Below are 22601 nucleotides of genomic sequence, written 5' to 3' on the forward strand. Positions count from 1 at the left end.
GTAAACGGCAATGTCAGCGCCACACCGACTGGCTCTGCTGTAAAATTTATACTACAGCGGTAATTTTGTACAACACTCGGACAATATTTTTATCACATATGAAACAGATTCTTACACTGGAGTGTAGACCGGCTCGCCCAGATTGAGCATCAGCCGGTTGGCCCAGGCAAAAATGGAGATGGCGTGGATCAGATCCAGTACCTGTCCATCGTCGAGCCCCTGCTCACGTAACGGCCTGATATGTTCAGCGCCCAGTGACGCCGGCTCCCGGGTCAGATCAATGGCAAAACGCACGATAGCCTTTTCCCGTTCAGTCGTACCAGCGGTCTGCGGATCGGCAAATACCTGGGCAATCACATCATTGCGCTTGGCCAGTTGCTCGAAACGCTGGGCATGCACCGACGCGCAATACACACACTGGTTGATACGCGACACGACAGTGCTGGCCAGCTCGCGCTCGGCACGGGACAGACCACCTGGCGCGTACATGATCGCGTTGAACGCTGCGGAGCGCTGACGCAGGATCTGCGGCTGGTGAATCAGCGTCAGGTAGTAATCCGAAGTCTTGGCCTGCGGATGGCTCTCTTCCAGAACGGCCAGTTGCTCAGCGTCAGCCTGAGTCAGGTCAAGGGTATTGAGCCAGGACGTCCAGCCCAGAGTGCGACTGGTAAAACCCTGAATGTCGAGAGGCTCGCTGCCAACGGCACCCGGCTCTTGCTGCACAGGCACATCTGGCACAGCTTCGACGCCGACATGAGCTGTCGATAGGGCCGAGAGGCCTGACGTGAGGCGGACCTGATAAGCAATAAACGCCAACAGTTGCGCAATGACAACGACCGATGGCGTATCCAGGCCAGAAGCTTGCAGAGCTGCCAGGGCTTCACGGTCACCCTCTACCGGATTGACAGTCAACCGACGGGTGAACTCCAGCATGCCTTGCAAGCGTACCGAGGCAAAAGCCTCGGGGAGAACGGGACTCAGCGCACCGAGCCAACTCTCAGGCAATTGTGCTTGCTGCAAACGGGCCAGATAGAAATCAGCCAACGCCTGCTGAGCGCTCAACTGACAGGCGTACAACGCCAGCAATAGCCGCTCTTCCAGAGGCAAACTGGTGTTCAGGGAAGGATCGAAAATCGTCTCGAAGCTGCCTTGGGTAGCCGCTACGACTTTGCCTCGAACCTGGCGTACGGCGTAGATTGCGCTGTCGGCGTCAAGCCCGGCTGCACGATCGACGATGTCTGCTGAAGCAGAAAGGGTTTCATTACTCATGGTTGTGCCTTATCTAAGTGCTGCGACACGGCCGCATCGAGAAAAGCGCGGACCGCTTGCCAGGAATGACGGTTGGCTTCGGCGTTCGCGGCAGGTTGGCCGTCATGGCTGTAAGTCGAGGGAATAAAGGGCAAAAGAATGCTATGCCCCGCCTCGGGATAATCCAGTCGCTGTACGGGCCAGGGATGCTCGGCGGCTTTAAGGCTGCTCTCCACCATCTGCCCGTAAAGGCTCGACGGCCAGGCAGCGTCATCGCCAGCAGTCAGCATGATCACTGGCCCGCGGATGTTCTGCACCGGGATACGCGAACGCTCAACCGCCTGTTTGTCCTGCAACGCCGTGGAGATGGATAGCGCATTGCGCCGCCCGGCATCCCGGTCGACCCAGTTGCCGTAAGCGTTGTTGTTCCACAGATGCACCAGTGGCTTGCCCTGATAAAGCCAGGCCGGGCCATCGCGCCCCACTGCCGGGTCGGCAGCAGCCTGTCCGCCATGCACCAGCGCACCGGGCACGTAACCGATCACTGCGTTGACCTTCTCCGGGAACATACTGGCCAACAGCAGCACCAGCTCACCACCGCGAGACTGGCCGCTGAGTGCGACAAAGCCACCCGTCGGACGTACTTCCTGGCGCAGCCAGTCCAGACCTTCGAGGAAATACTCCAAGGGTGTATTGGAAATGTAGTCGGACAGGCCCGGAGCCTTGAAATAGGCCAGGGCAAAAGCCGCATAGCCCCGCGACGCATAAAGCGCAGCGCGAGGCTCGTTGATTCCGCCGCCGGAGCCGTTGAGTACCATGACCGCAGGATGCGGCCCCGCTCCAGCCGGCAGGAACAGCGTGCCGACCAGGCGCCCCACGCGCACCTCTCGACGACTCACACCAGGCGCCATCAAGCGCTGGGTCAGCTCAGCCGTGGCCTCGCCAGCGGCCGAGCGCAAACTCAAGCGAGTTATCAGTGGCTGCTCCATTCGGGCATTGAAGGGCTGTGCAGAAGCGCCCGTCTCAGGCCGCTGGGCCCAGAGCATTCCCATGTCGCTTGTCTGCTGATAATCACCCTTGACCGGAGCGTCACGCTGCAGATCGACTTCACCCTGAGCATTTGCGACGAACTCGGCACTGGCGCGCCAGACGACTTTGCCGCGTAGCGTCTCGCTGCTCAAGAATACCCGCTCATACGGCTCCAGCCCGCCAAGACGAATGTGCCGGGGCTCGTCGAGCAAACCGTCCTCGGGCACGACCTGTATATACGGCGTGACGCTCATCACTTTACCTCGGTAACCATCTGTGCGGCCGTGCGGTCACTGACCAACGGCTCGACCTTCAGGCCCTTTCGCGCCGCCCAGATATTCTGGTAGTGGAACAGCGGGATGATTCCCACATCGTCACTCACGATCTGAGCCGCATCGCGAAGAATTGCCGCACGACGCTCATCATCAAACGCTTCAGTGGCCTTCGCGAGCGCCTGATCGACCTTGGCGTTGCTGTAATGGCCCCAGTTGGAACCGCCCAGTCCTGTGGTCGCATCCGGTGTCGCAAGGATGTTGATCAAGCCATAACTGGCCTCGCCAGTACCGTTACCCCAGGCAATCACACTGACCGCGTACTCGTTCTTGTTGGCACGAGCGGCGTAGACAGCCCAAGGCACCACTTCCAACTGCACCTTTACACCGATTCGCGACCAGAACTGGGCAACGGCCTGCATCGATTCGGGCGCCAGCGGATAGCGATCACCCGGCACGTGTGCAGTCAAACGGAAACCCTCGGGATAACCTGCTTCACTCAGCAACGCTTTTGCCTTGGCGACATCGAAGGGAATGTCCTTGATTTCCGGGTTGTAGCCAAAGGTGCCAGCGGGCATCCACTGATTCGCCTCGGTGGCGGTGCCCTGCAGAATGCGCTCGGTAATACCCTTGCGGTTGATCGCCAGGGACAAGGCGCGGCGTACACGCGGGTCGCGCAGCGGGTTATCCGCCAGCAGCTTGCCGTCGTTGTCATGGATGAAATCGTTGCTGCCAGCACGCAGGCTCGGCTGAATCAACAAGGCACGCAGCCCTGGATAGGCATACAGGCTGACTTTATCGCTCTTGCTCAGGCGTGCGACATCCGCTGGCGACACCTTGTCGATCACGTCAACGTCACCGGCAAGCAGTGCAGCCGTTCGGGCTGCCGGGTTGGCAATGTAACGGTAGTCAACCTTGTCCCAGTGGGCTGGCGTGCCCCAGAAGGTCGGGTTGCGCTCGAACAGCGCCCGATCCCCGGGAACATAGGAAACGAATCGGTAAGGACCGGTGCCGACCATGGCCTTGCCGCTGTTGTAATCCTCACTGCTGGATACCGAGCCGGTTTTCCGGCTGACCAGGTAGATAGAGTCGATATTGGGCAGCAGGTTGGGGTTGGGAACACTGGTCGTCACGCGCACGGTATAGGCGTCGACCGCCTTGGCCGAAGCGACTGTACGCAGAGCTGCCGCATAGGACGAGAGGCTGCCAGGCACCTTGGGTGCGCGCTCCAGAGAGAACACAACGTCATCGGCAGTGAAAGGCGTGCCGTCCTGCCACTTTACGTCCTGGCGCAACTTGAATTCCCAGGTCAGCGGGTCGATCACCTTCCAGCTTTCGGCCAGGCCGGGCAGGACTTTGGTGTCACGGCGTTCCACCAGCGAACCAAACACATGCAAGGCCACCGATCGATCACCGGCATAGTTGTTCAATTGCGGATCCAGGCTCGACACGGGATCGGCGTAGCCGATGCGCAATGTCTCGGCCTGTGCGCCCGCAGCCCCCAGCAAGGCAGCAGTTAACAGCGGCAGAATTTTGAGTTTCATGGCAACTTCCTGAAAAGATTCATGGGTTGAGGTGGCACGCGCTCAAATGCCCTGGGGCAATCTCGCGCAAAGCAGGCGCCTGTTCGCGACAGCGCGCGGAGGCATTTGGGCAACGGGGATGAAAATGACAACCGCCAGGCGGATTGAGCGGGCTGGGCATTTCCCCGGTAATCGGTTGGTATTGGCTACGACGCAGGTCGAAACGTGGAATCTGTGCCAGCAGCGCCTGGGTGTATGGGTGGCTCGCATGGCCGAACAAGTCTTCGACACTGGCGCTTTCCACGACACGCCCCAGGTACATCACCAGTACGCGATCACACAGGTGTTCTACGACACCCAGATCGTGGCTGATGAACAGATACGTCAGGCCCAGTTGCTCGCGCAGGTCCATGAACAGATTGAGGATCTGCGCCTGGATCGATACATCCAGCGCCGCCACCGACTCGTCGCATACCAGCAGTTCAGGCTGAACGGCCAACGCACGAGCGATGCCGATCCGCTGGCGTTGACCGCCGCTGAACTGATGGGGATAACGACGGCGCATCATTGGATCGAGACCGGCCCGTTGCAGCTGGGCACTGACATAGTCATCGAAACCCGCCGCATCGGTCAGGCCATGCAGACGGGCGCCCTCGCCCACGATGCGATCCACCCGCAAGCGTGGATTGAGGCTGGAATATGGGTCCTGAAAAATCATCTGGATACGCAGCCGCGCCGCACGCCGCGCCTGATTATCCAGAAGATGCAGCTGTTGACCCGCCACTTCGACTTGCCCACTGGTAGGCTCCAGCAGCCCTGCGACCAGACGGCCAAGTGTCGACTTGCCACAGCCGGACTCTCCGACCAGACCGACCACCTCGCCCCGCTCGATACGCAGGTCAACACCGTTTACCGCCTGGGTGCGCTGTGCCGGCTTGCTCAAGCCAGCGCGCTCGCTCAAGCGCCGCAAGGCACCTGCGGGTGCGGGACCAAATGTCTTGCTGACCTGGGTCAACTGAATAAGGGCTTCATTCATGATCACCTCCAGGCTGGAAACAGCGCACCCAATGTGAATCGGCTATCAGTTGCGCAGCAGGTTCGCTTTCGCACTGGCTGCTGGCACGGGGGCAGCGTGCAGCAAAAGCACAGCCCTGCGGCAACGTAGCCAGGCTAGGCGCCATGCCGGGAATCTGCCGAAGCCGCTCACCACGCTGGTTGCGGCTTGGAAGGCTGGAAATAAGCCCTTGGGTGTAAGGGTGCCGCGGGTTATCCAGCACGGTATCAACCGGACCTTGCTCGACGATGCGCCCGGCGTACATCACCGCCACATCGTCAACCAGACCGGCGACCACAGACAGGTCATGGGTTATCCAGATCAGCGAACTGCCCTGCTGGCGTACCAGTTTCTGCACCTGGGAAAGAATCTGCGCCTGAATGGTTACGTCCAGAGCCGTGGTCGGCTCATCCGCGATCAACAGATCCGGGCGATGCAGCAGCGCAATAGCGATGGCTATACGCTGACGCATGCCGCCCGACAACTGATGCGGATAGACGCGCAGGCGCTCGTCCGGGCTGGCAATCCCCATCAGCGCCAGGGTGTCGGCGCAGTGACGCCGCGCCTCCTTGCGACTGACCGAGCGGTGTGCCTGCACGGCCTCGATCATCTGCGTATCGATACGCAGCACCGGATTCAACGTCATCATGGGATCTTGAAAGATCATCGCCAGCCGGTTGCCTTGCAGCGCTCGCAACTGCGAGGGCTTGAGGCGACGCAAATCCTGCCCCTGAAAGAGGATTTCACCGCTGGTGATACGACCCGGTGCATCCACCAGGCCCAGGACGGAAAAGCCGGTCACCGATTTGCCTGAACCGGACTCCCCCACCAGCCCCAGAATGCGTCCGGGTGCCAGCGATAACGACAGCTCGCGCACAGCGGGCAACGCACCATTGCGGCTATCGAAGACCGTGGTCAGTTGCCTGATTTCAAGGGTCGGCGTCATCGTTGCAACCTCGGATTGAGTTGGTCGCGCAACTGGTCACCGACCAGATTGATCGAAACGATAGTGATCAACAGCGCCAGACCGGGAAACAGGCTGATCCAATACTCTTCGCCAAGCATGTACTGGAAACCATTGGCGATCAGCAGACCCAGTGACGGCTCGGTCACCGGTACACCGAGCCCCAGGAACGACAGCGTTGCCTCAAGCGTAATTGCACGGGCAATCTGCAATGTGGCGATCACAATCAGCGGCGGCAGGCAGTTGGGCAAAATATGCCCGAGCATGATGCGCAGCGATCCAAGCCCCTGCCCCCGCGCCGACTCGACGTACTCGCGACGTCGCTCCACCAGTGCCTGGCCCCGTGCTGCCCGGGCGTAATACGCCCACTCCAGCAGCACCAGAGTCAGCACCACGTTCCCTACGCCCTTGCCCAGCCAGGCGAGAATCATCAACGCCATGAGGATTCCAGGAAACGACAACAGCAAATCGACCAGCCGCATCAGCGTGGCGTCCACCCAGCCACCGCGATATGCGGCCAGCAGTCCGATCAGAGTACCGACGAAGGCAGCGATAAGCGCCGAACCGATCCCCACCACCAGGCTGATGCGCAGCCCATAGACAATTGCCGAGTAAAGGTCGCGGCCCTGTCCATCGGTGCCCAGCCAGTAGCTGTACCCGTTCGCCATGCTTTCACTGCCGGGCGGCAGACGTGCGTCGAGCACATCCAGTTGCATCAAGTCATAAGGGTTCTGCGGCGTTATCCATGGAGCCAGAACTGCACTGAGCCCGACCACTATCAGACCGAGCACTCCCATCACCGCCAGGGGTGACCTGAAGAAATCGACCAGAACATCACGCCACGGCGAATGGACCGTACTCATTGTTCACCTCCCGCAAGACGTACCCGAGGATCAAGCAGGCGATAGAGCACATCGACCAGCAGATTGAGGCTGACGAAGATCACCACCACGACCATCAGATAAGCCAGCACGACCGGGCGATCCAGCGCGTTGATGCTGTCCAGGATCAGCTTTCCGGCACCAGGCCAGGCAAAGATGCTTTCGGTGACGACTGCGTAGGCAATGGTTGAACCGAGCTCCAGCCCAAGGACGGTGACCAGTGGAATCAGGGTGTTGCGCAGCACGTGCATGCGAATCACCCGATGCGGAGCCAGACCTTTGGCCCTGGCGAATTTCACGAAGTCCTGCTGTACCACTTCGCGCACGCCTGCACGGGTCAGGCGCAAGACCAGTGCGACCTTGAACAGCGCGAGGTTGCAAGCCGGCAGTAACAGGTGGCGCCAGCCGTCAAGGGTCAACCACGACCAGTGCACGCCAAGCCACTCGGCAGTTTCCCCGCGACCGCTGGCTGGCAACCAACCCAGGTGCACGGCAAACAACATGATCAGCAACAATGCCACCCAGAACGATGGCAGGGAAAAGCCGATGATGCTGCCAGCCATGATCAGGCGTGCCACAGGATTGTCAGGATGCAGGCCGGCAAACAGGCCAAGGGGCACGCCAATCAGCACGGCCATCGCCAGCGCTACTACAGCCAGTTCAAGCGTTGCTGGCAGACGCTGGAAAATCAATTGCAGGGCATCCTGGTGATAGACATAACTCACACCCAGCGACCCATCCAGCGCACCACGCAGGAACCCCATATATTGCACGGGCAGGGATTGATCCAGCCCCAGGCGCGAGATCGCTTCCATCCGCTCCTGCTGGTTGAGATCTTCACTGACCAGGATGTCCACGGGGTTTCCGATGGCATGCAGCCCGATGAACACCAGCAGGCTCATCAGCAGCAATACCAGTAACGACTGCAGCAGCCGTCGAACAAGCCAGCCGATCATCGCTCACGCTCCTCGGCAGTCAATTCGCCCGGCTGCCATTCATCCCCTTGCAGCTCCGGCTCGGCATAGTCCTGCATGGCACTGAAGTGCTGGTCGATGTCTTCGACGAACAATGCGCCCGCGAGGGCCTGGGCCAGACGTTTTGCACCGTCGCTGATCGCCGGAATGTCTCCGGATACGCCGCCATAGCTGAGCGCGGCCGGGTAACAGAAGCAATGCACCTGTTCCAGTCCGGGACAACCATTTGGCTGGGCCTGCTGAAACTCAAAAGCCAGCCCCAGGTCGGGCAATTCACCCAGTTCAGCCTGCGCTCCCGGATCGATGGGCAGTTGCTGCCCGGCAAGCCGTTGAGCCCAACTGCGCACGTGCGGCGCGAGGCTGGCGAACTCAGGACGACGTGTCATGTCGTTGCTGAACCCGGTTGCGAATACCAGAAAGTCGTAATCCACTTTCCCGTCGATCAAGCTCACGCGCACGCTGCCATCCTGATTTCTGGAAACCGCCTCAATGCTGCGTCCCAGCAGAAAACGTGCGTTGGCATGTTGTGCCACGCGCAGGGTGCTGCCTTTAGGTGGAGGGACTTGCTGGGCGTTCAGATAGTGACGAATACGCCACTTCCACTGATCGCTCAAACGCCAGTAGCCATGGGTCATGCCCGGACTGCCCGCGCCCTTGCCTTTATTGATGCGGGGCAACTGCTCTCGGCGAATCAGCAGATCGACCCGCTCGGCGCCGGCCTCCAGTGCCGTCGCTGCTGCATCCATCGCCGAAGCGCCGCCACCGATGACCGCTACGCGCTTGCCGACGAACCATGCGTCCTGAAGCCCATCGGCAGAATGCGCCCACTGTTCACGCGGCAACTGATCGGCCAGTGGCGGAACCCATGGACCACCCAGACCGTCACGGCCGGTCGCCAGCACCACATGCCGCGCCGAGACTTCGTGCTCACCTTGCGGCCCTTCTACGCGCAGACGTACCCAGCCATCTGCCTGAGGCTGCACGGCCAGCACCCGTTGCCGGTTGCGCACGTCAAGATCGATGACGCGGCGATACCAGCGCAGGTATTGAGCCCATTGCAGGCGTGGAATCTTGTCCAGAGCCTCCCAGGCGGACGTACCGAACTGCGCTTCGTACCAGGCGCGAAACGTCAGAGCGGGCAGCCCGAGAGCCGGGCCAGTGAGTTGCTTGGGCGAGCGCAATGTTTCCATCCGCGCCGTTGTCGACCATGGGCCCTCCAGCCCCTCTTCTGCTTTATCGAACAGCACCACCGTCACGCCCATGTGCAGCAATTCGGTCGCAAGCGCCAGGCCCGCCATACCACCGCCGACGATCGCAACATCAAGAAGAGCCTTGCCCTCCTGATAACGCGGCTTGACCCAGGGTTTGGCAGGCAGATCAAGCCATTGCAGGTCTTGACGAAGACGCGCCTCAAGGGCGGCCAAACCGATGGGGGCATTGGTGGTACTGGTCATTCACATCCTCACGATTGAAGTAAGCTGCGGCCGTCGACGATTACCGACGGCCACAGGCAACCCGTGCGTCCACGATCAGAAATCGATACTCAAGCGGGTGTAGTAGTAAGCGCCGTAAGAGCCGAACGGCGAGATGGTTGAATAGTAAGAGCCACCCGACACGTCATTGACGGTGTGTTTGTCCGGGTAAACGTTAAACAGGTTTTCAGCGCCGAGCGTCACCCGAACGTTGTCGGTCAGACCATAGGTCACATCCAGATCGGTGATCCATTTGGCGCTGAACTCTTGATCCACTGTCGTGCCGCTGCCAAGCAGCTTGACCTTGCCATAGCGGGTATTGCGCAGGCCGATATCGAAATCCTCAACCTGCCAGTTCACACCCAGGATGTATTTGGTACGAGGCTTGGAGTCGGTCACACTGCCTATTTCGGTATCCTCGAAACGAGACAGACCGAGACTCTGCAACTGTGCCGGATTAGGCGCCATGTCAGTGATGGTCGTGTCATTCCAGTTGCCTGCAACCGTCCAGCGCAGACGACCGAAGGCGCCAATTCGATGGGTGTAATCGGCGACCAGATCGACACCCTTGGTCCGCGTATCGAACGCATTGGCGTAGTACTGCACTTGCTGCACATGCCCGAAACCATTGGCAGCAAGAATCGCATCAACCGCCGAGCCAGACAGCGGGCTGATCAAGGCAATGCGGTCCTCCAGATCGATCAGGTAAGCATCCAGTGCCACGTTGAGGTTGGTTATCGGCGTCCAGGTCAAGCCCAGCGAATAGCTGGTGGACTTTACCGGGTCCAGTTCTTCGGAGCCCAAAGCCTTGCCGATGGCCGAATCGGGCTGAACGCGCTTGATCATGATGTCCACCGTCTCGTTGTTGACGGTGCGACGCCCGAGACCGGTTTTGGCATACCCCTGCTGAGTCAGGGAAGGCGCGACAAACCCCGTGCTGACCGAGCCCCGTGCGGCAAACTCCGGCGTGAAGGCATATCGGGTCGACAGTTTGCCGTTCCAGGTGCTGCCAGCGCTGTCTGTGTATCGCTCGTAGCGGCCAGCGGCGCCGACATACCATTTATCCGTGATGTTCAGCCCAAGATCCACGTAGGCGGCAGAAGTACTGCGGCGCAAGTCGACTTCATCTTCGGGCAGCAACAGATAGTTCCCCAGCGCACCGATAGCCGCCTCCTGGCCAGCACGCGGGTGTCCGGCCGGGAAGACATAACGGCCATTGATGTAGGACGCCTCATCACCGGCACCGGTGGTGTAATGATCTTCCCGGTACTCAAGACCTGTAGCGAAGTTCAGCGGATTGCTCAGACCGATGTCGATAGGCCGGTTCAGATCCAGGTTGGTGACCCATTGGCTCAGCTCGTTGTTCTGCAGAAAGAAGTCGGTCGGGCTGGCAGGCCCAAGGGATGGATTGAGGTTATTACTGCTCTCCATCCTCTGGGTATTTTCGCCATAGGTACTGCTTAGATCCCAGTTCCAGCCTGCCAGCTCTTCACCCTTGATACCCCATGTAGTGTGGAAATCACGGGTATCGAAATTGAAGTCAGGTGCAATGCCGTCGGGATAAAGCTCTGTAATTACCGTATTGGAATTGGGCCGGCGAAAACCGATGGACACCAATGCATCCTGCCGGGTGTAGGTGCTGAAGGAATACAGGCGCAGATCATCACGCAATGGCAACTCAGCGTTATACGAAGCGTTGATCTGCTCGATCTCCGGCAACCCGCCACCATAGGAACGTCGTTCAACAGTGTTTTCCCGAGGGTCTGGCTGCCCGTTGACCGGATAGTAGAAGCTACCTGTCGCCGGTGCCGAGCGCTTGGTACTGTCCTGGTTTTTCCAGTCCAGCGTCAGATTGAGAAAACCTTCATTGGGCAGCCCCAGACCATAATTGAGGCTCTGCTGATAAGTTTCACCGTTGGAACCCACGCCACTGGCGTAGTGCGAACGTCGACCGGCAGACGTCGTTGCATTGCCCCCGCTGCTGTCGGACTTGAGAATGATATTGATCACACCCGCAATAGCATCGGAGCCATATTGCGCGGCTGCGCCATCACGCAGCACCTCGACACGAGCAATCGCCGCCATGGGAATGGAATCCAGATCGGCCGCATTCCAGCCTTCTTGCAGACCAGTGCCCTCCGAAGAAACCGCGTTGGCATGGCGGCGCTTGCCATTGACCAGCACCAGCACATAACCACCACCCAGCCCGCGCAGGCCGGCAGAGCGGGCGACGTTGCTGTAGGCGCCGCCCGTGACCTTGGACACCTGGAACGATGGCAGCAGGTTGGCAAGTACATCGCGCAAGGCCGTGGCACCTTGCTTTTGCAATGCCTCGGCGTCGAGCACATCTACCGGCACCGGGCTGTCGGCTACCGTACGCTCCGTACCACGATTGCCAACCGAGATGATGGTTTGCAGCACTGGTTCTGCGGCCTTCTGCTGTCGCTCCTCCACCTCAGCCTGACCTACCAGCGGCGCCATGCACAGCCCCATCGCCAGGCTCAATTGATTACGGACAAGGTTCGGGAAACGAGTGTTTGTTGAAGATTGTTCCGCTTGCATTGCAATACTCCTCGGTGAATCGCCATGGGTAATAGCTTTGTTGCGGCGATGTGCCGAGGTCGGCTGAATTTCCGCTTTAAAGAATGGCCAAGAGCTGACCTTCATGATCCATTAATGCGATTTATTAATTCAAAGCGCACATGCATTCATAAAACGGATGATAGAGAAGAAAATTTATTCCTGAAAATAAGTAGTTCAGCTATGGATATTACAAAAAAGAATAAAAGGCCATGCCATCTGCCCGGCCTGAAAATTCAGAGCGTGATGGAGGCGTTCAAGGGCTGGCGACTCAGGGGAGAACGTTCAAGGCCGCCGAAGAACTCGACGGCCTCAGGGGCTACTTACACCGCATAGACACGCTGTAGCAGAGCATCGTGCTCGGCAGGTGAATGCATCCGCATGCCCGGCAGCAGGTGCCTGGACTCGTCGGCCAGGCTCGTCACCAACGTCTGTGCCAACTCCGAAAGAACACTGGCGTAAGGCGAGATCAGCCCGAAGAAAAACGGGATGTCCAACGCAATAGGGCGCACGGCTACGCCCTGCAGCGGCACACCATAGGCGGTCACCGGATCGGCCAGTGCCACGCCAAGCCCGACACGAGCCATCTGCATCGCATTCAGAGAAGTATTGGTTTCGAGGATTTGCCGTGGCTCAAGCTTATGCTCGGCGAAAGCATGGTTGATACGTCTGCGAAAACGATAAGGGTTGGCGATGCTGATCAGCACCTGCTCGGCCAGTTGCGCAAGGCTCAGGCTGCTTTCGCTGGCCAGAGGAGAATCGCTCGCCAATACCGCGACACAGGGAGCCTCACCGATCCAGTGAACCTTCAGACCTCGGTGCTCCAGTGGCAGGCTGACCAGGCCCAGATCCACTGTGTTGGCCAATACCGCCTCAATCGCTTTTTCGGGTGTAAGACTCTGCAATTGCAACTGCCGAGGACGTAGCTCAGTGGGTAAGCGTGCGAGCGCAGCCGGTAACAGCCCCGTCGCCAAGGCAGAGGTGGCGACGACACGCAAAAGGTGGTTGTCTTCTTCACTGATCGCCTGCGCGCGCTGCTTTATATTGCGCACCCCACTCAACGCACTCTCCACCTCGGCATACATGCTGAAAGCCCGGCGTGTGGGAGTCACCTTCGGGCCACTACGCTCAAAGAGCGGGAAGCCCAACACCTGCTCCAGCTCCTGGATCGAGCGACTGACCGCTGGCTGCGACCGACCCAGCATTTGCCCGGCTCCGGTCACGCTCCCTGCAGACATAACCGCCGCGAATGCCTCAAGTTGTTTCAAGTCCATCAATCCGTTCCTAATGAGTATCAGGGCATACACCCCAGGCTTGTCAGTTACACCGTCTGCTGCCGTGGAACTGTTCGCCAAAGCGCTAACGGTAAACCAATGCCTCATCTTGCGGTAGCCGGGTTTCGATCCGGAAACCTGCAGGGCGACACCACATCCTGATACGCCGGATCATGGCTTCCTTGGGGAACATTGATCTGGATCACGGCATGAAGGTTGCCGCAGCGTAAAAGGTAAAAAACAGCCTGCTCAATCAATGTACGGCGTTTCAGGGGATGGACATGAACACTGTCACCAGCGACCAGATCAGCGACGACCTCTACACCCCTGACCTGCGCTTCATCCACTGGATCGAAGAACTGAGCGACGGCACGCACCTGCTGATCAGACCGATCCAGGAGGACGACCGGCAACGGGAGTTCGGATTCATCACACGCCTGTCGCCACAGACCCACCACTTCCGCTTCCTCTCCCCCAACAACGAACCAGCCCCGCTGGCTCTCGACCAGATCATGAACATCGACTACCAACAACGCATGACCTATGTCGCCCTGATCATGGAGGACAACCACCAACTGACCGAAATAGGCCTCAGCCGCTACGCAGCGACAGAAGGCGATTACTGCTGCGAATGCGCCGTGGTTGTGGCCGAGAAATGGCAAGGCCTTGGGCTGGGCAAATTGCTGATGCAGCACCTTATGAATGCTGCGCGGCTGAACGGGTTTTACCGGATGTTTTCGATAGATTCGGTTAGGAATTCAAGGATGTTTGGGCTGGCGCGGGCGTTGGGGTTTGAGTGTCATCCGGATCCGCTGGAGCGGGGGCAGGTTGTTTATAAGATAGAGCTGTAGGGATTATTTTCATGCCGCATGCTTTAGTGATATCCGCCGATACAGCACTTGTAAAATCTGTACTCGCTCCTCATACGAAATTTAAACTATTCACACTCAGACTATGGACAAATACTTTTAGCGAGAGAACCTACGCCCAAGGAGGCCGACCAAACATAAAACCACCTTCCCCCTAGACACATCTACAAACCATCAATACACATAATCATCTGGTATATCCGGCCACTCAACCTCCTTCAAATGTAATAGCTTTTCAAAATCCTCATGAATTGCAAAGAAAAAATCGGAAAGCTTCAAAAACCTAACTCTGGCCATTGCTACAGCTGCAACAGCCATAACATCATCGCCAGAATTCAAGGCTGAACTTAACTTACCCACATCACCCAAGGCATCCCTCACAAGAGCTTCAAGCTCTTCCCCCCAGTTGAGCTTATAGTTAGAACTCCACTCCCCATCAAAGAAATCCACCTCCTTATATCTAAAAATCGAAACCATAAGCTCTCTTACATCATTCAAATCTTTCATTCCACTCACCTATTACGTACCCAAATCAAAATCCTTCAGGAACGCTAAAATCAATTGATGATCTCGATCATTCTTCGCTGCCAGACTAAGAACGGGAATCAAATGATAAAACAATAAATTCATATCAGAAGGACTCATCGGAAAACGTTCACGAACACACTCCAGCATGTTTTTTACAGACATGATTGATGAAAAAGCTTCATACCCTCGAGCACTGGCAAAAGGTAATTTCTTAAAAAAATGTCGAGCCAATTTCTTTTGATCAGATTGTTTCCAAGAGAGGTGAGGAATTAACAACAGGGCCTCACCAAAATCCATCGACTCTAGCGGATACATATTTATCAACTGCTCAGCAGCTTGCGCAGAACTTAACCTGGCAAGCTGCGCACGTAGTTTTTTTTGCTTTTCGTCCATTGATTGCGCTACCTTATTTTAAATAAATCCTGCGGCAACCCAGCACTACCTTTTAAAGTTGCGGGAGGTTGGTAGTGCCCCGAATTGTTAGTCCACTGAGTTATTACCCCTCTATTTGGTCCTTCATTATTTCCGAACCGTATAGATCCTGCATACTTTACCTCACCCCCACCGCTCAATCCAAGATGGGTTGAAAAGTCTTCATTCACGTTAGGTCTAGCGACACGAATAGTACCATCCGGCATCGTTACAAAGTCATATGACCCCGAAGGCGTTAGCCTCTGTCCTGTAGAGGTTTGCAACCAGTAACGGCCTGTATCATCTTGCACAAGTGCTCTCACTGGTCGCTGCGCAATAGCAACATCACCAGGACGGAGATTGACCAACGTCCCCCTTTCAGTAAGATTCGGTACGCTTTTATCACCATTATCTTGGTTCATAACCCCAGGAGCCGGAAGCTCTGCGATGGGATTGGAATAGTCATTCGCCGCCTGATCTACGACCTGACTACCTCCTGTAGAAATCGGAGTGGTTACTGGAGAACCTGCAGCGTACCCGCCACTGGCAGGATTAGGAGATTGAGCCTCGACGATTGGGTTTACCAATCTACTATTTTCAGCATCCAGCAGATGCACCGGAAAGGTCGTATTGAAAAAAATCTTCCATATTTCTATGGATATACTGGTTTGTATTTGTGCCGTTTGACCTGATTGGGCGACAGCATTTACAACTGCGTTAGCAGCTTCTTTCATTCGCTCTTGGTTTTCTGGCGTGCTCGCCGTTACCACCAGAGCCCCGCCAAGAGCGGCAATCGCTCCCGCCCCCAAAGCAGCTATCGGGACAAAATGAGATACACCGCTGCTTCGCTCACTCAAAGAGGCCAATAAACCAATTGCCCGCATTGCTTTAGTAGGATCTTCCGCTGCGAGGGCCGAAAGACGCGACACAACAGCTTCGCTGTCCGGACCAAGTTCTCCTTGCGCTACAGCATTTAACAGCAATCGAACCCTATCAGCTCTCTTTCCTGCGTCCTGGCTAGAAAGTTGACGCTCATTTTCTCTTGCAAAAACAAAGATTTCTGCTGTTTCCACTCCCCTGCCTGATACTGCCTCCCGAGGCAATAAGGCCATCAAAACAAGCAAATCAATCAGCTTTCCTACAGCCTCTTTACTATTTTCTCCATAAAGAGAAATGTTTTTTTGCCACTGCTGAAGTGTTGCTTTGGGGTTTGATACCGCCTCAAGAGAAGATTTAGAAACGTAGAGATCAGTACGCGACTCCTCATCCTTGGTAATTTCGTACGCTTTGCTTACATCACGGTTCAACCCTGCAGTAGAGTCACCTCCCGTTTCTGCATCATTGCGTACGACAACTTCACCAGCGCCGACAGTCGCTCGTACGATCTGCTCGCGGTCCTTCTCATAGTTCCAGCCCTCGACACTCCAGCCATTCTTGGACTTTTCACCTTTACCTTCCTGGCTAGGGTCCTGAGCTGTGGAACCACTCGGGTTATAGGTCCCCCCGACATTCAGGTAATAACCATGCTCCTTGTCTTTCCCCGCAATATCGCTGAAGCCCAGCGTTCCAGTATCCAGCTTGAGATTTCCGCTGTCGGACGCAATCAGAGCACCATCAAGCTGAGTATGATTTTCAGTTCGTATATCGACCTTGTCTTTGGCAGTGATACTCGTCTGCTGCCCAACCCAATTGGTTGAACCATTGGTCGCGCCATATCCCACAGAGCCACTGATACCCGCACCCGGACCGATAGTCACGGTGGCATTAATGTCGAACTCCTTGCCTTCAACCTTACCGGTGTCAGTCACTGAAGAGACATTGAGATCACCACCTACACGCCCAACTACCTCATCGCCACGCAATGTGGCACCCGCCACATTGGTATCGTTTCCACTGCTAAAGCCAAGTTGGTTACCTGCATTGAGGGAAGCATTCTGCTGGCGAGCGCTGTCACGATCCAGATTCCCCTTGCCCATACTGACACTGGCATACACACCAACACCTTGAGAGCCGAAAGTCAGGCCAACCTCACCGCCACCGCTATGACGGTCACTTTCACTGTTGCTCTCATTCTGTGCCGAACGGATATTCAAGTCGTTGCCGGCATTGAGGTCTATGTCTCTACCCGCCATAACCTGAGTACCAACAAGGTTTATGTCGTTGCTGGCATCCAGATTGATATCCCGACCTGCTGCAGCCTGGGTCGCGGTTGACGAACCATAAGTCCCATCTTCGCTGGCAACACCGTAACTGCCACCAATACCCAATTTGAAACCACCACTGGTGCCTCCATGGATACCGCCCCAACTTTCACTTTGGCTGCTCTCCTGACTGATGCTGTCTTTCGCTACATCAAGGGTGATATCACGGCCTTTGATATTAATGTCGCGTCCAGCCTGCAACTGACCACCCTTGACCGTGACATCGTTACCGGCGGTCATGTTTACATCGTTGCCAGCATTGAGGGTTGAAGATCTGCTGGTCTGCTCAATGATCTCTTGGCTGGTGCTCTGCTTGCTGTTTCCGAGTTTGACGTCCGCTGTCGGACCTGCGAGAAACTGCCCGATAGCATCAATGCCTTTTAGCGTACTTGACCCTTGACTGACGGCATCATCGCCTTGGCCCGCGCCGCTAACAGCATCTTTAGTCTTCCCATAATTGTGGTTGATGCTTACACCAAGACCACTCCGTTCGGTTTCACGCTGCTGCTCGACCAGTTGAGTCTCGCGGGCTGCATCAATATTGATATTGCGCCCGGCGGTCAGATCAATGTCATTGGAGGCATTCAGATCAGAACCGATCTGATTGATATCTCGCTTGGCATTGATGACCAGATCCTGACCCGCACTGACCTGGCTGGCTGCTGCGGTCTGTTGTTCAAGTCGGGCCTTTTCCTGAAGGCTATCGGCGCCAATGAAAAGGCTCACACCATTGTCATTACCGGAAACACCAATACCCACCTGCTTGTTCTTGGACCACTCCTGCTCAGCACTTTCGTTTTGCGCCGCTGCAATGTTTACGTCACGCCCAGCATTCAGACTGACGTTACGCCCAGCGCTAATACCGCTGCCCAGTACATTGACATCTCGCGTGGCTTGCAACGTTGCATCACGGTCGGCCAATACATTGCTACCTACACTGGTGCTGCTTTGCGCTTCCCGACCTGCCTCTTTGGCTGAACTGATGGAAATGAAACCACCCGAGGCAGAAAGTCCGGTTTTCTTTTTATACTCTTCACTGCGGCTGTAAGCGGTGTCATTGGCTGAAACCAGATTGATGTCGCCACTATCGTTGACCAACCCTGCTCGCAACTCGACATCGTTGCCAGCCGAGGTTTCACTGGCGCGCAAACGAACATCATTCCCTGCCGCAATCACTACATCGTTATCAGCCTCAAGTTCACTGGCGACCTGAGAGGCAGTAGTCGTTAATTGACTCTTGCCACTTTTTGACAAACCCAGGAAACCGGACTTGGTTTTCTTGCTATAGGAGCCATGCTCTTCAACTCCCGATAGCACTGCTACATCGTTCGTAGCGCCTACCAGCAAATCGTCACCCGCTCTCAACTGGCTGCCAATGACCGTTACGTTATGGCCACCATCCAGAACAATTCCATCATCAACAGACTTACTGGTATTGACAGTCAAGTCGCCACCCGCCTCGATTATCGAGGCTACGTTTGTACTGTCATAACTCTCTTGCTGCTTGCTACTACCTCGCCCAAAAGAGCCTTTACTCTTTTTAGAATAGAACGAGGCACTCTCATCCATGGCTGAAGTAATAGTAAGATCTTGGGCAGCATCGATATCGACATCCCCTTCTCCACGGATATGACTGGCAATTATTTCCATATCTTTCCCGGAGCCCAAAGCAACATTCCCCCCGGCACTCAAGGTGCTGGAAACCTGAGTGACACGGTCCTGCTGGGAGGTAACTTTTTTAGTCTTACTGTAAGAATGCTGCTCGTCTGCCGCAGAAGTTATAGTGAGGTTTTGAGCAGCATCGATATCAAGATTCCCGCCCCCTCGAATATGGCTGGCAATTATTGCCATGCTGTTTCCAGCGCCCAAGTCAACGTTGCCACCCGCATTCATTGAGGCAGAAACCTGATCGATACGATCCTGCTGAGAGGTGGACTTTTTGGCCTTGCTGGACGAATGTTGTTCATCCGCAGCAGACGACAGGGTCAGGTTTTCTGTCGCGGCCATGGCGATGTCACGCTTGGCGTCAATATTGCTGGCGATAATGCTGATGTCACGGCCTGACTGGGCTATCAGGTCACGGCCTACACTAACGCTGGAGCCCAGTTGCGTGATGCTGGACTGGGTGTTGTTCACGCTGAGGTTGTTTACCTTTTCCTTTTGTACCGCGTCGATACTCACGTCACGACCGGCAATCAAACTGAGGTCGCGACCGGCCTGCAGGGTGCCACCGATATTCATCACATCGCGGCCAGCCTTCATAACAAGATCGTTTGCAGACTCGATACGGGCGGCATTCTCAACGAAGTCCTGAAGCACCCCAGCACTTTGCTGATCGCGAATGACGGTACGCTCGTTGATGACATCGCCACGGGTAGCAGTCAGTGTCACATCGCGGCCATACAGGATGCCGCCGGCCTTGTTGATCAGGTCGTTGCCTGCCAGCAGGTCAAGGCGATTACCCGCCTCGATCAGACCAACGTTAACCAGATTGTTACCTGCCGTTGCAGACAGGTTATTGGTCGCACGCAATGTACCGACGTTATCGAGTTCTTGGCCTGCCGTCAGCGTGACATCGTTGCCTGCAATCAGCGCACCGGTCGGGCCCAGGCGATTGTTGGCCTGGGCCAGGTAAAGCACGGGCACGAGGACTTTTTCGCCATTCACCTCATGTTCTTCGAGCCAGACAATGTCATGGGTCAGGGCGGCCACTTGGGGTGAGCTCAATGACACGCCCACCGCCAGGTTCAGTTGCTCCTTGCTGGCGATGGCGTTATCCATCAGGTACTTGAGTTGGGCCTCGTTGGAGGTCTGCCCGGCCAGGAATGCCTGACCGGTACGGGCCACGACGGCTTGCTGGACGAGACGCTGTTCGTACAGGCCATCACCGAGACGTCTCGCACTGGCTTCCGGGCCGTAACCCAGATTGGCCAGCAGGTAGTCCGAGCTCATGAACTGGCGCAGCTCGGTCAGGACCGGGTTGGTTTCGATCAGGTATTTATGCGGGTTGGAAGGCGCGGCGGTGCCGGGCAAGGCCTGGACACGCGCGACCTGGTTGTTCGGCACAGCCGTCGGCGTGGTTGGGCCGTTCTGGGCCGTGGTGCTGCTGGAAGCCACAGGGGTAATGACGGAAACAGTTGTCGCCCCTTGACCGGGCAAGGGAGCGGTGCCGTTCTGGCCCTGAACCTGGGTCACGTCGGCAACCTGTGTCAGCCCCGTGGACCCGGCGCTATGGCCGGTGAGTTGCAGACGGATCGCTGAATCGACTGGAGCACTGGAGTCAAAGGCGGAAGCGTTGGCGCTCAAGCCCGAGTTCTGGCGGACCACATCAGCCAGTTGGCGAGTGGCGGTCGAAACCTGCCCGGCTGTCCCGAACTGAAGGGTTCTCTGGGTATCGGAAACGGTCTGCTCGCGTTGAGCGACAGACACGTTGGCACTCCCAAGCGTCCAGTTTTGGGGCGCAGTGCTGGTTTGAGTGGCGGCGACGTTACTGCCGGTCTGGGCACTCAGGCGGAACAGGCCGTTCTGGCCGGTAGGCAGGCTGAAGCCTGGCAGAGTGAGTGGGTTAACTTGTTGTTGGGACAGATCGGGGGGCAGTTGGGCGTTGACCCGGATGATCGCCGTGCCAGTACCAGAGGGGCTGATGCCCTGTACTTTGCTGGTGCCGCCAGCGGCTACATAATCCTGGCGAATGACACTATTCTGCAAATTCTGGGTGGCTGTAATAGATACATTACCACCAGATTGAATGACGGCGCTTCGGCCAGAACTTCCGCCATCTACAACCTTTTCAACATCACTTACAAGCCCAGAGCGCGTGATTAATTCAGGCACTTCAACAAGATTATTTCGATCATACAACGATACAGGCAAAGGTCTATTGTATGCACCCTCACTATAATAACCATAGTATACATTGTTCGCATATGTAGAATTTATCGGATTTTTTATAAGATAATTATAAAACGTCCACCCACCCTCATCATTCGCACTATATGCCTCACCAACAATCTCCCCCAGCCGAATCTCACCAGCATCATCTATGTAATAGATATTAGGAAAGTCCGGATTATTACGCTGATTATAACTTCTAAAAGCATCGTAACTCTCCCAGCTAGTTGAAGTATATATACGAGTACGCTCTACCGCTCCGCCAACAGCCCCAATATTCCTTACATTATCAGCATTGACACTTATATTCCCGACAGCACTGATAGTACTTTTACTGTTTAAAAAATCTCCTCCAGCAAAAGTAAAGTTCCGCCCCGACGCCAATATCGCAGAAGCCGTGACATCAGTATCTTGCCCACCTTCAAAATACTCTCTTACAGCGTAATCCGCCAAAAAACGCCTATCGCAATCGTAACACCTGATCGCAATAATCCCCTTCACCAAAGTCCGACCCGCAGTAGAAACCTGCGTGCTATCCGAACCTTCAGTGCGGTTTTCAAAAGCCGTAGCGCTGATCGCAAAGTTACCGCCACTCTCCATCGAGCCCGATATATTCGAGACCTGATTGGCCCGCTCAACGCCATACCCTTTAATGGTCAAGTTATTCAGCGCATAAAAGTCGCCCTTCAGGTTGGTCAAACTCCCCACATTGGCCTGCATATCCCCGCCGCTGAAGATCAGACCCTGGCTGTTAAGCAGGCTTGCAGTATTGAAGGTGAGGTTTTGCGTCGTGCCCAAGGTGCCGTAGTTGGTCACACTCCCGGCATTGATGATCAAATCAGCCGCCGACGTCAGTCGCCCATAGTTGCTGGCCAAACCGCTGATATTGAGTTCGGTCCGTGCGCCGCCCATAAGGCTCGCCGTACTGGTCAGTGCCAACTGGCTGGCGGTGAGGCCCAAGGAGCCCAGGCTGCTCGTACGCCCACCTCCCGCATACCCCCCGCTCAGGTTCAGACTAAGCGTCCCGTCACTGGCAATCACCCCCTCATTCGTCCAGCTCCCTCCCGTGCCTACAAACGCGCTCGAGGCCAGCAGTTGCCCGCTGGCAGTCTGGTTGAAGGTGCCGACGTTGACCGTCAGGCGCCCGGCCTGGATCACGCTGCTGTTGGTCCAGTTGTCCGCCGTGACGGTCAGGCCGCCGCGGGTGACGAGGTTGCCACCGGCCTGGGTGAGGTTGGCGGTGGAGATGTCGAAGGTGCCGGCACCGGCGTGCAGCAGGTTGCCGTTGGTGTTGAGGAAGCTCGCGGCGTTGAGGATCAGGTTGCTGTTGGCGACTTCCACGGTGCCGTTGCGGTTGTCGAATTGGGTGCCGATCTGGAAGTCGGCGGCGTCAGTGGTGCCGAGTGAGCGTATCTGGCCGGTCTGGTTGT

Annotated in this window: 16 protein-coding genes; 3 read left to right on the plus strand and 13 right to left on the minus strand. The window is 56.5% G+C overall.

Going from position 1 to position 22601, the window contains the following annotated elements; genetic code table 11:
- Positions 1 to 111: 111 nt before the first annotated feature.
- From Q6A51_RS25390 to Q6A51_RS25430, 9 genes are all read right to left on the minus strand, one after another.
- Positions 112 to 723: a peroxidase-related enzyme gene (locus Q6A51_RS25390; protein WP_201017196.1), complete on the minus strand. Its 612-nt coding sequence runs from the start codon at positions 721 to 723 to the stop codon at positions 112 to 114.
- Between the two features lie 542 nt (positions 724 to 1265).
- Positions 1266 to 2531, minus strand: coding sequence for an acyl-CoA thioesterase/BAAT N-terminal domain-containing protein (locus tag Q6A51_RS25395; RefSeq protein ID WP_304576009.1), 1266 nt, complete (start codon positions 2529 to 2531; stop codon positions 1266 to 1268).
- Complete coding sequence (locus Q6A51_RS25400; protein WP_304576010.1) at positions 2531 to 4093, minus strand: ABC transporter substrate-binding protein; 1563 nt, start codon at positions 4091 to 4093, stop codon at positions 2531 to 2533. Before Q6A51_RS25400 ends, Q6A51_RS25395 begins: the two co-directional genes overlap by 1 nt.
- 19 nt (positions 4094 to 4112) lie before the next feature.
- Positions 4113 to 5108 (minus strand): ABC transporter ATP-binding protein, encoded by a 996-nt coding sequence (locus tag Q6A51_RS25405; RefSeq protein ID WP_304576011.1) that lies wholly within the window; start codon positions 5106 to 5108, stop codon positions 4113 to 4115.
- A complete protein-coding gene (locus Q6A51_RS25410; RefSeq protein ID WP_304576012.1) occupies positions 5101 to 6072 on the minus strand; it encodes an ABC transporter ATP-binding protein in 972 nt (323 codons plus the stop codon). Before Q6A51_RS25410 ends, Q6A51_RS25405 begins: the two co-directional genes overlap by 8 nt.
- Positions 6069 to 6953 (minus strand): ABC transporter permease, encoded by an 885-nt coding sequence (locus Q6A51_RS25415; protein WP_304576013.1) that lies wholly within the window; start codon positions 6951 to 6953, stop codon positions 6069 to 6071. Before Q6A51_RS25415 ends, Q6A51_RS25410 begins: the two co-directional genes overlap by 4 nt.
- On the minus strand, positions 6950 to 7927 hold the full coding sequence (locus Q6A51_RS25420) for an ABC transporter permease (RefSeq protein ID WP_201000305.1): 978 nt from the start codon (positions 7925 to 7927) through the stop codon (positions 6950 to 6952). Before Q6A51_RS25420 ends, Q6A51_RS25415 begins: the two co-directional genes overlap by 4 nt.
- Positions 7924 to 9399 (minus strand): FAD-dependent oxidoreductase, encoded by a 1476-nt coding sequence (locus Q6A51_RS25425; RefSeq protein WP_201016901.1) that lies wholly within the window; start codon positions 9397 to 9399, stop codon positions 7924 to 7926. The genes Q6A51_RS25420 and Q6A51_RS25425 overlap by 4 nt, the downstream gene beginning before the upstream one ends.
- 75 nt (positions 9400 to 9474) lie before the next feature.
- Positions 9475 to 11979 (minus strand): TonB-dependent receptor plug domain-containing protein, encoded by a 2505-nt coding sequence (locus Q6A51_RS25430; RefSeq protein ID WP_304576014.1) that lies wholly within the window; start codon positions 11977 to 11979, stop codon positions 9475 to 9477.
- 24 nt (positions 11980 to 12003) lie between these two features.
- On the opposite strand from Q6A51_RS25430, the gene Q6A51_RS25435 reads away from it, so the two are divergent.
- The gene (locus Q6A51_RS25435) at positions 12004 to 12333 is read left to right on the plus strand and encodes a hypothetical protein (RefSeq protein ID WP_304576015.1); all 330 of its coding nucleotides are present in this window, start codon (positions 12004 to 12006) and stop codon (positions 12331 to 12333) included.
- Here the strand turns inward: Q6A51_RS25435 and Q6A51_RS25440 are convergent.
- On the minus strand, positions 12321 to 13271 hold the full coding sequence (locus tag Q6A51_RS25440; RefSeq protein WP_201000301.1) for a LysR family transcriptional regulator: 951 nt from the start codon (positions 13269 to 13271) through the stop codon (positions 12321 to 12323). The genes Q6A51_RS25435 and Q6A51_RS25440 overlap by 13 nt on opposite strands.
- 281 nt (positions 13272 to 13552) lie before the next feature.
- On the opposite strand from Q6A51_RS25440, the gene Q6A51_RS25445 reads away from it, so the two are divergent.
- The gene (locus tag Q6A51_RS25445; protein WP_304576016.1) at positions 13553 to 14122 is read left to right on the plus strand and encodes a GNAT family N-acetyltransferase; all 570 of its coding nucleotides are present in this window, start codon (positions 13553 to 13555) and stop codon (positions 14120 to 14122) included.
- Between the two features lie 192 nt (positions 14123 to 14314).
- Here the strand turns inward: Q6A51_RS25445 and Q6A51_RS25450 are convergent, their stop codons facing one another.
- The 3 genes from Q6A51_RS25450 to Q6A51_RS25460 are packed head-to-tail and all read right to left on the minus strand — an operon-like array spanning position 14315 to position 22131.
- The gene (locus tag Q6A51_RS25450; protein WP_201016897.1) at positions 14315 to 14647 is read right to left on the minus strand and encodes a hypothetical protein; all 333 of its coding nucleotides are present in this window, start codon (positions 14645 to 14647) and stop codon (positions 14315 to 14317) included.
- 12 nt (positions 14648 to 14659) lie between these two features.
- Entirely contained in the window at positions 14660 to 15061 is a 402-nt protein-coding gene (locus tag Q6A51_RS25455; RefSeq protein ID WP_201016896.1) for a hypothetical protein, read from the minus strand.
- Between the two features lie 8 nt (positions 15062 to 15069).
- Complete coding sequence (locus Q6A51_RS25460; RefSeq protein WP_304576017.1) at positions 15070 to 22131, minus strand: hemagglutinin repeat-containing protein; 7062 nt, start codon at positions 22129 to 22131, stop codon at positions 15070 to 15072.
- A gap of 135 nt (positions 22132 to 22266) precedes the next feature.
- Here Q6A51_RS25460 and Q6A51_RS25465 point away from each other — a divergent pair, with 135 nt between their 5' ends.
- On the plus strand, positions 22267 to 22578 hold the full coding sequence (locus tag Q6A51_RS25465) for a hypothetical protein (RefSeq protein WP_304576018.1): 312 nt from the start codon (positions 22267 to 22269) through the stop codon (positions 22576 to 22578).
- Positions 22579 to 22601 lie beyond the last annotated feature (23 nt).

Source organism: Pseudomonas serbiensis (genome assembly GCF_030580745.1).
Taxonomy (GTDB): Bacteria; Pseudomonadota; Gammaproteobacteria; order Pseudomonadales; family Pseudomonadaceae; genus Aquipseudomonas; species Aquipseudomonas serbiensis.

Bases quoted from the DNA above. Each gene is read 5' to 3' on its own strand.
- Q6A51_RS25425 (WP_201016901.1), bottom strand. From the start codon at position 9,399: ATGACCAGTACCACCAATGCCCCCATCGGTTTGGCCGCCCTTGAGGCG.
- Q6A51_RS25445 (WP_304576016.1), top strand. From the start codon at position 13,553: ATGAACACTGTCACCAGCGACCAGATCAGCGACGACCTCTACACCCCT.
- Q6A51_RS25450 (WP_201016897.1), bottom strand. From the start codon at position 14,647: ATGAAAGATTTGAATGATGTAAGAGAGCTTATGGTTTCGATTTTTAGA.
- Q6A51_RS25415 (WP_304576013.1), bottom strand. From the start codon at position 6,953: ATGAGTACGGTCCATTCGCCGTGGCGTGATGTTCTGGTCGATTTCTTC.
- Q6A51_RS25455 (WP_201016896.1), bottom strand. From the start codon at position 15,061: ATGGACGAAAAGCAAAAAAAACTACGTGCGCAGCTTGCCAGGTTAAGT.
- Q6A51_RS25440 (WP_201000301.1), bottom strand. From the start codon at position 13,271: ATGGACTTGAAACAACTTGAGGCATTCGCGGCGGTTATGTCTGCAGGG.
- Q6A51_RS25405 (WP_304576011.1), bottom strand. From the start codon at position 5,108: ATGAATGAAGCCCTTATTCAGTTGACCCAGGTCAGCAAGACATTTGGT.
- Q6A51_RS25410 (WP_304576012.1), bottom strand. From the start codon at position 6,072: ATGACGCCGACCCTTGAAATCAGGCAACTGACCACGGTCTTCGATAGC.
- Q6A51_RS25420 (WP_201000305.1), bottom strand. From the start codon at position 7,927: ATGATCGGCTGGCTTGTTCGACGGCTGCTGCAGTCGTTACTGGTATTG.
- Q6A51_RS25395 (WP_304576009.1), bottom strand. From the start codon at position 2,531: ATGAGCGTCACGCCGTATATACAGGTCGTGCCCGAGGACGGTTTGCTC.
- Q6A51_RS25435 (WP_304576015.1), top strand. From the start codon at position 12,004: ATGGGTAATAGCTTTGTTGCGGCGATGTGCCGAGGTCGGCTGAATTTC.
- Q6A51_RS25400 (WP_304576010.1), bottom strand. From the start codon at position 4,093: ATGAAACTCAAAATTCTGCCGCTGTTAACTGCTGCCTTGCTGGGGGCT.
- Q6A51_RS25430 (WP_304576014.1), bottom strand. From the start codon at position 11,979: ATGCAAGCGGAACAATCTTCAACAAACACTCGTTTCCCGAACCTTGTC.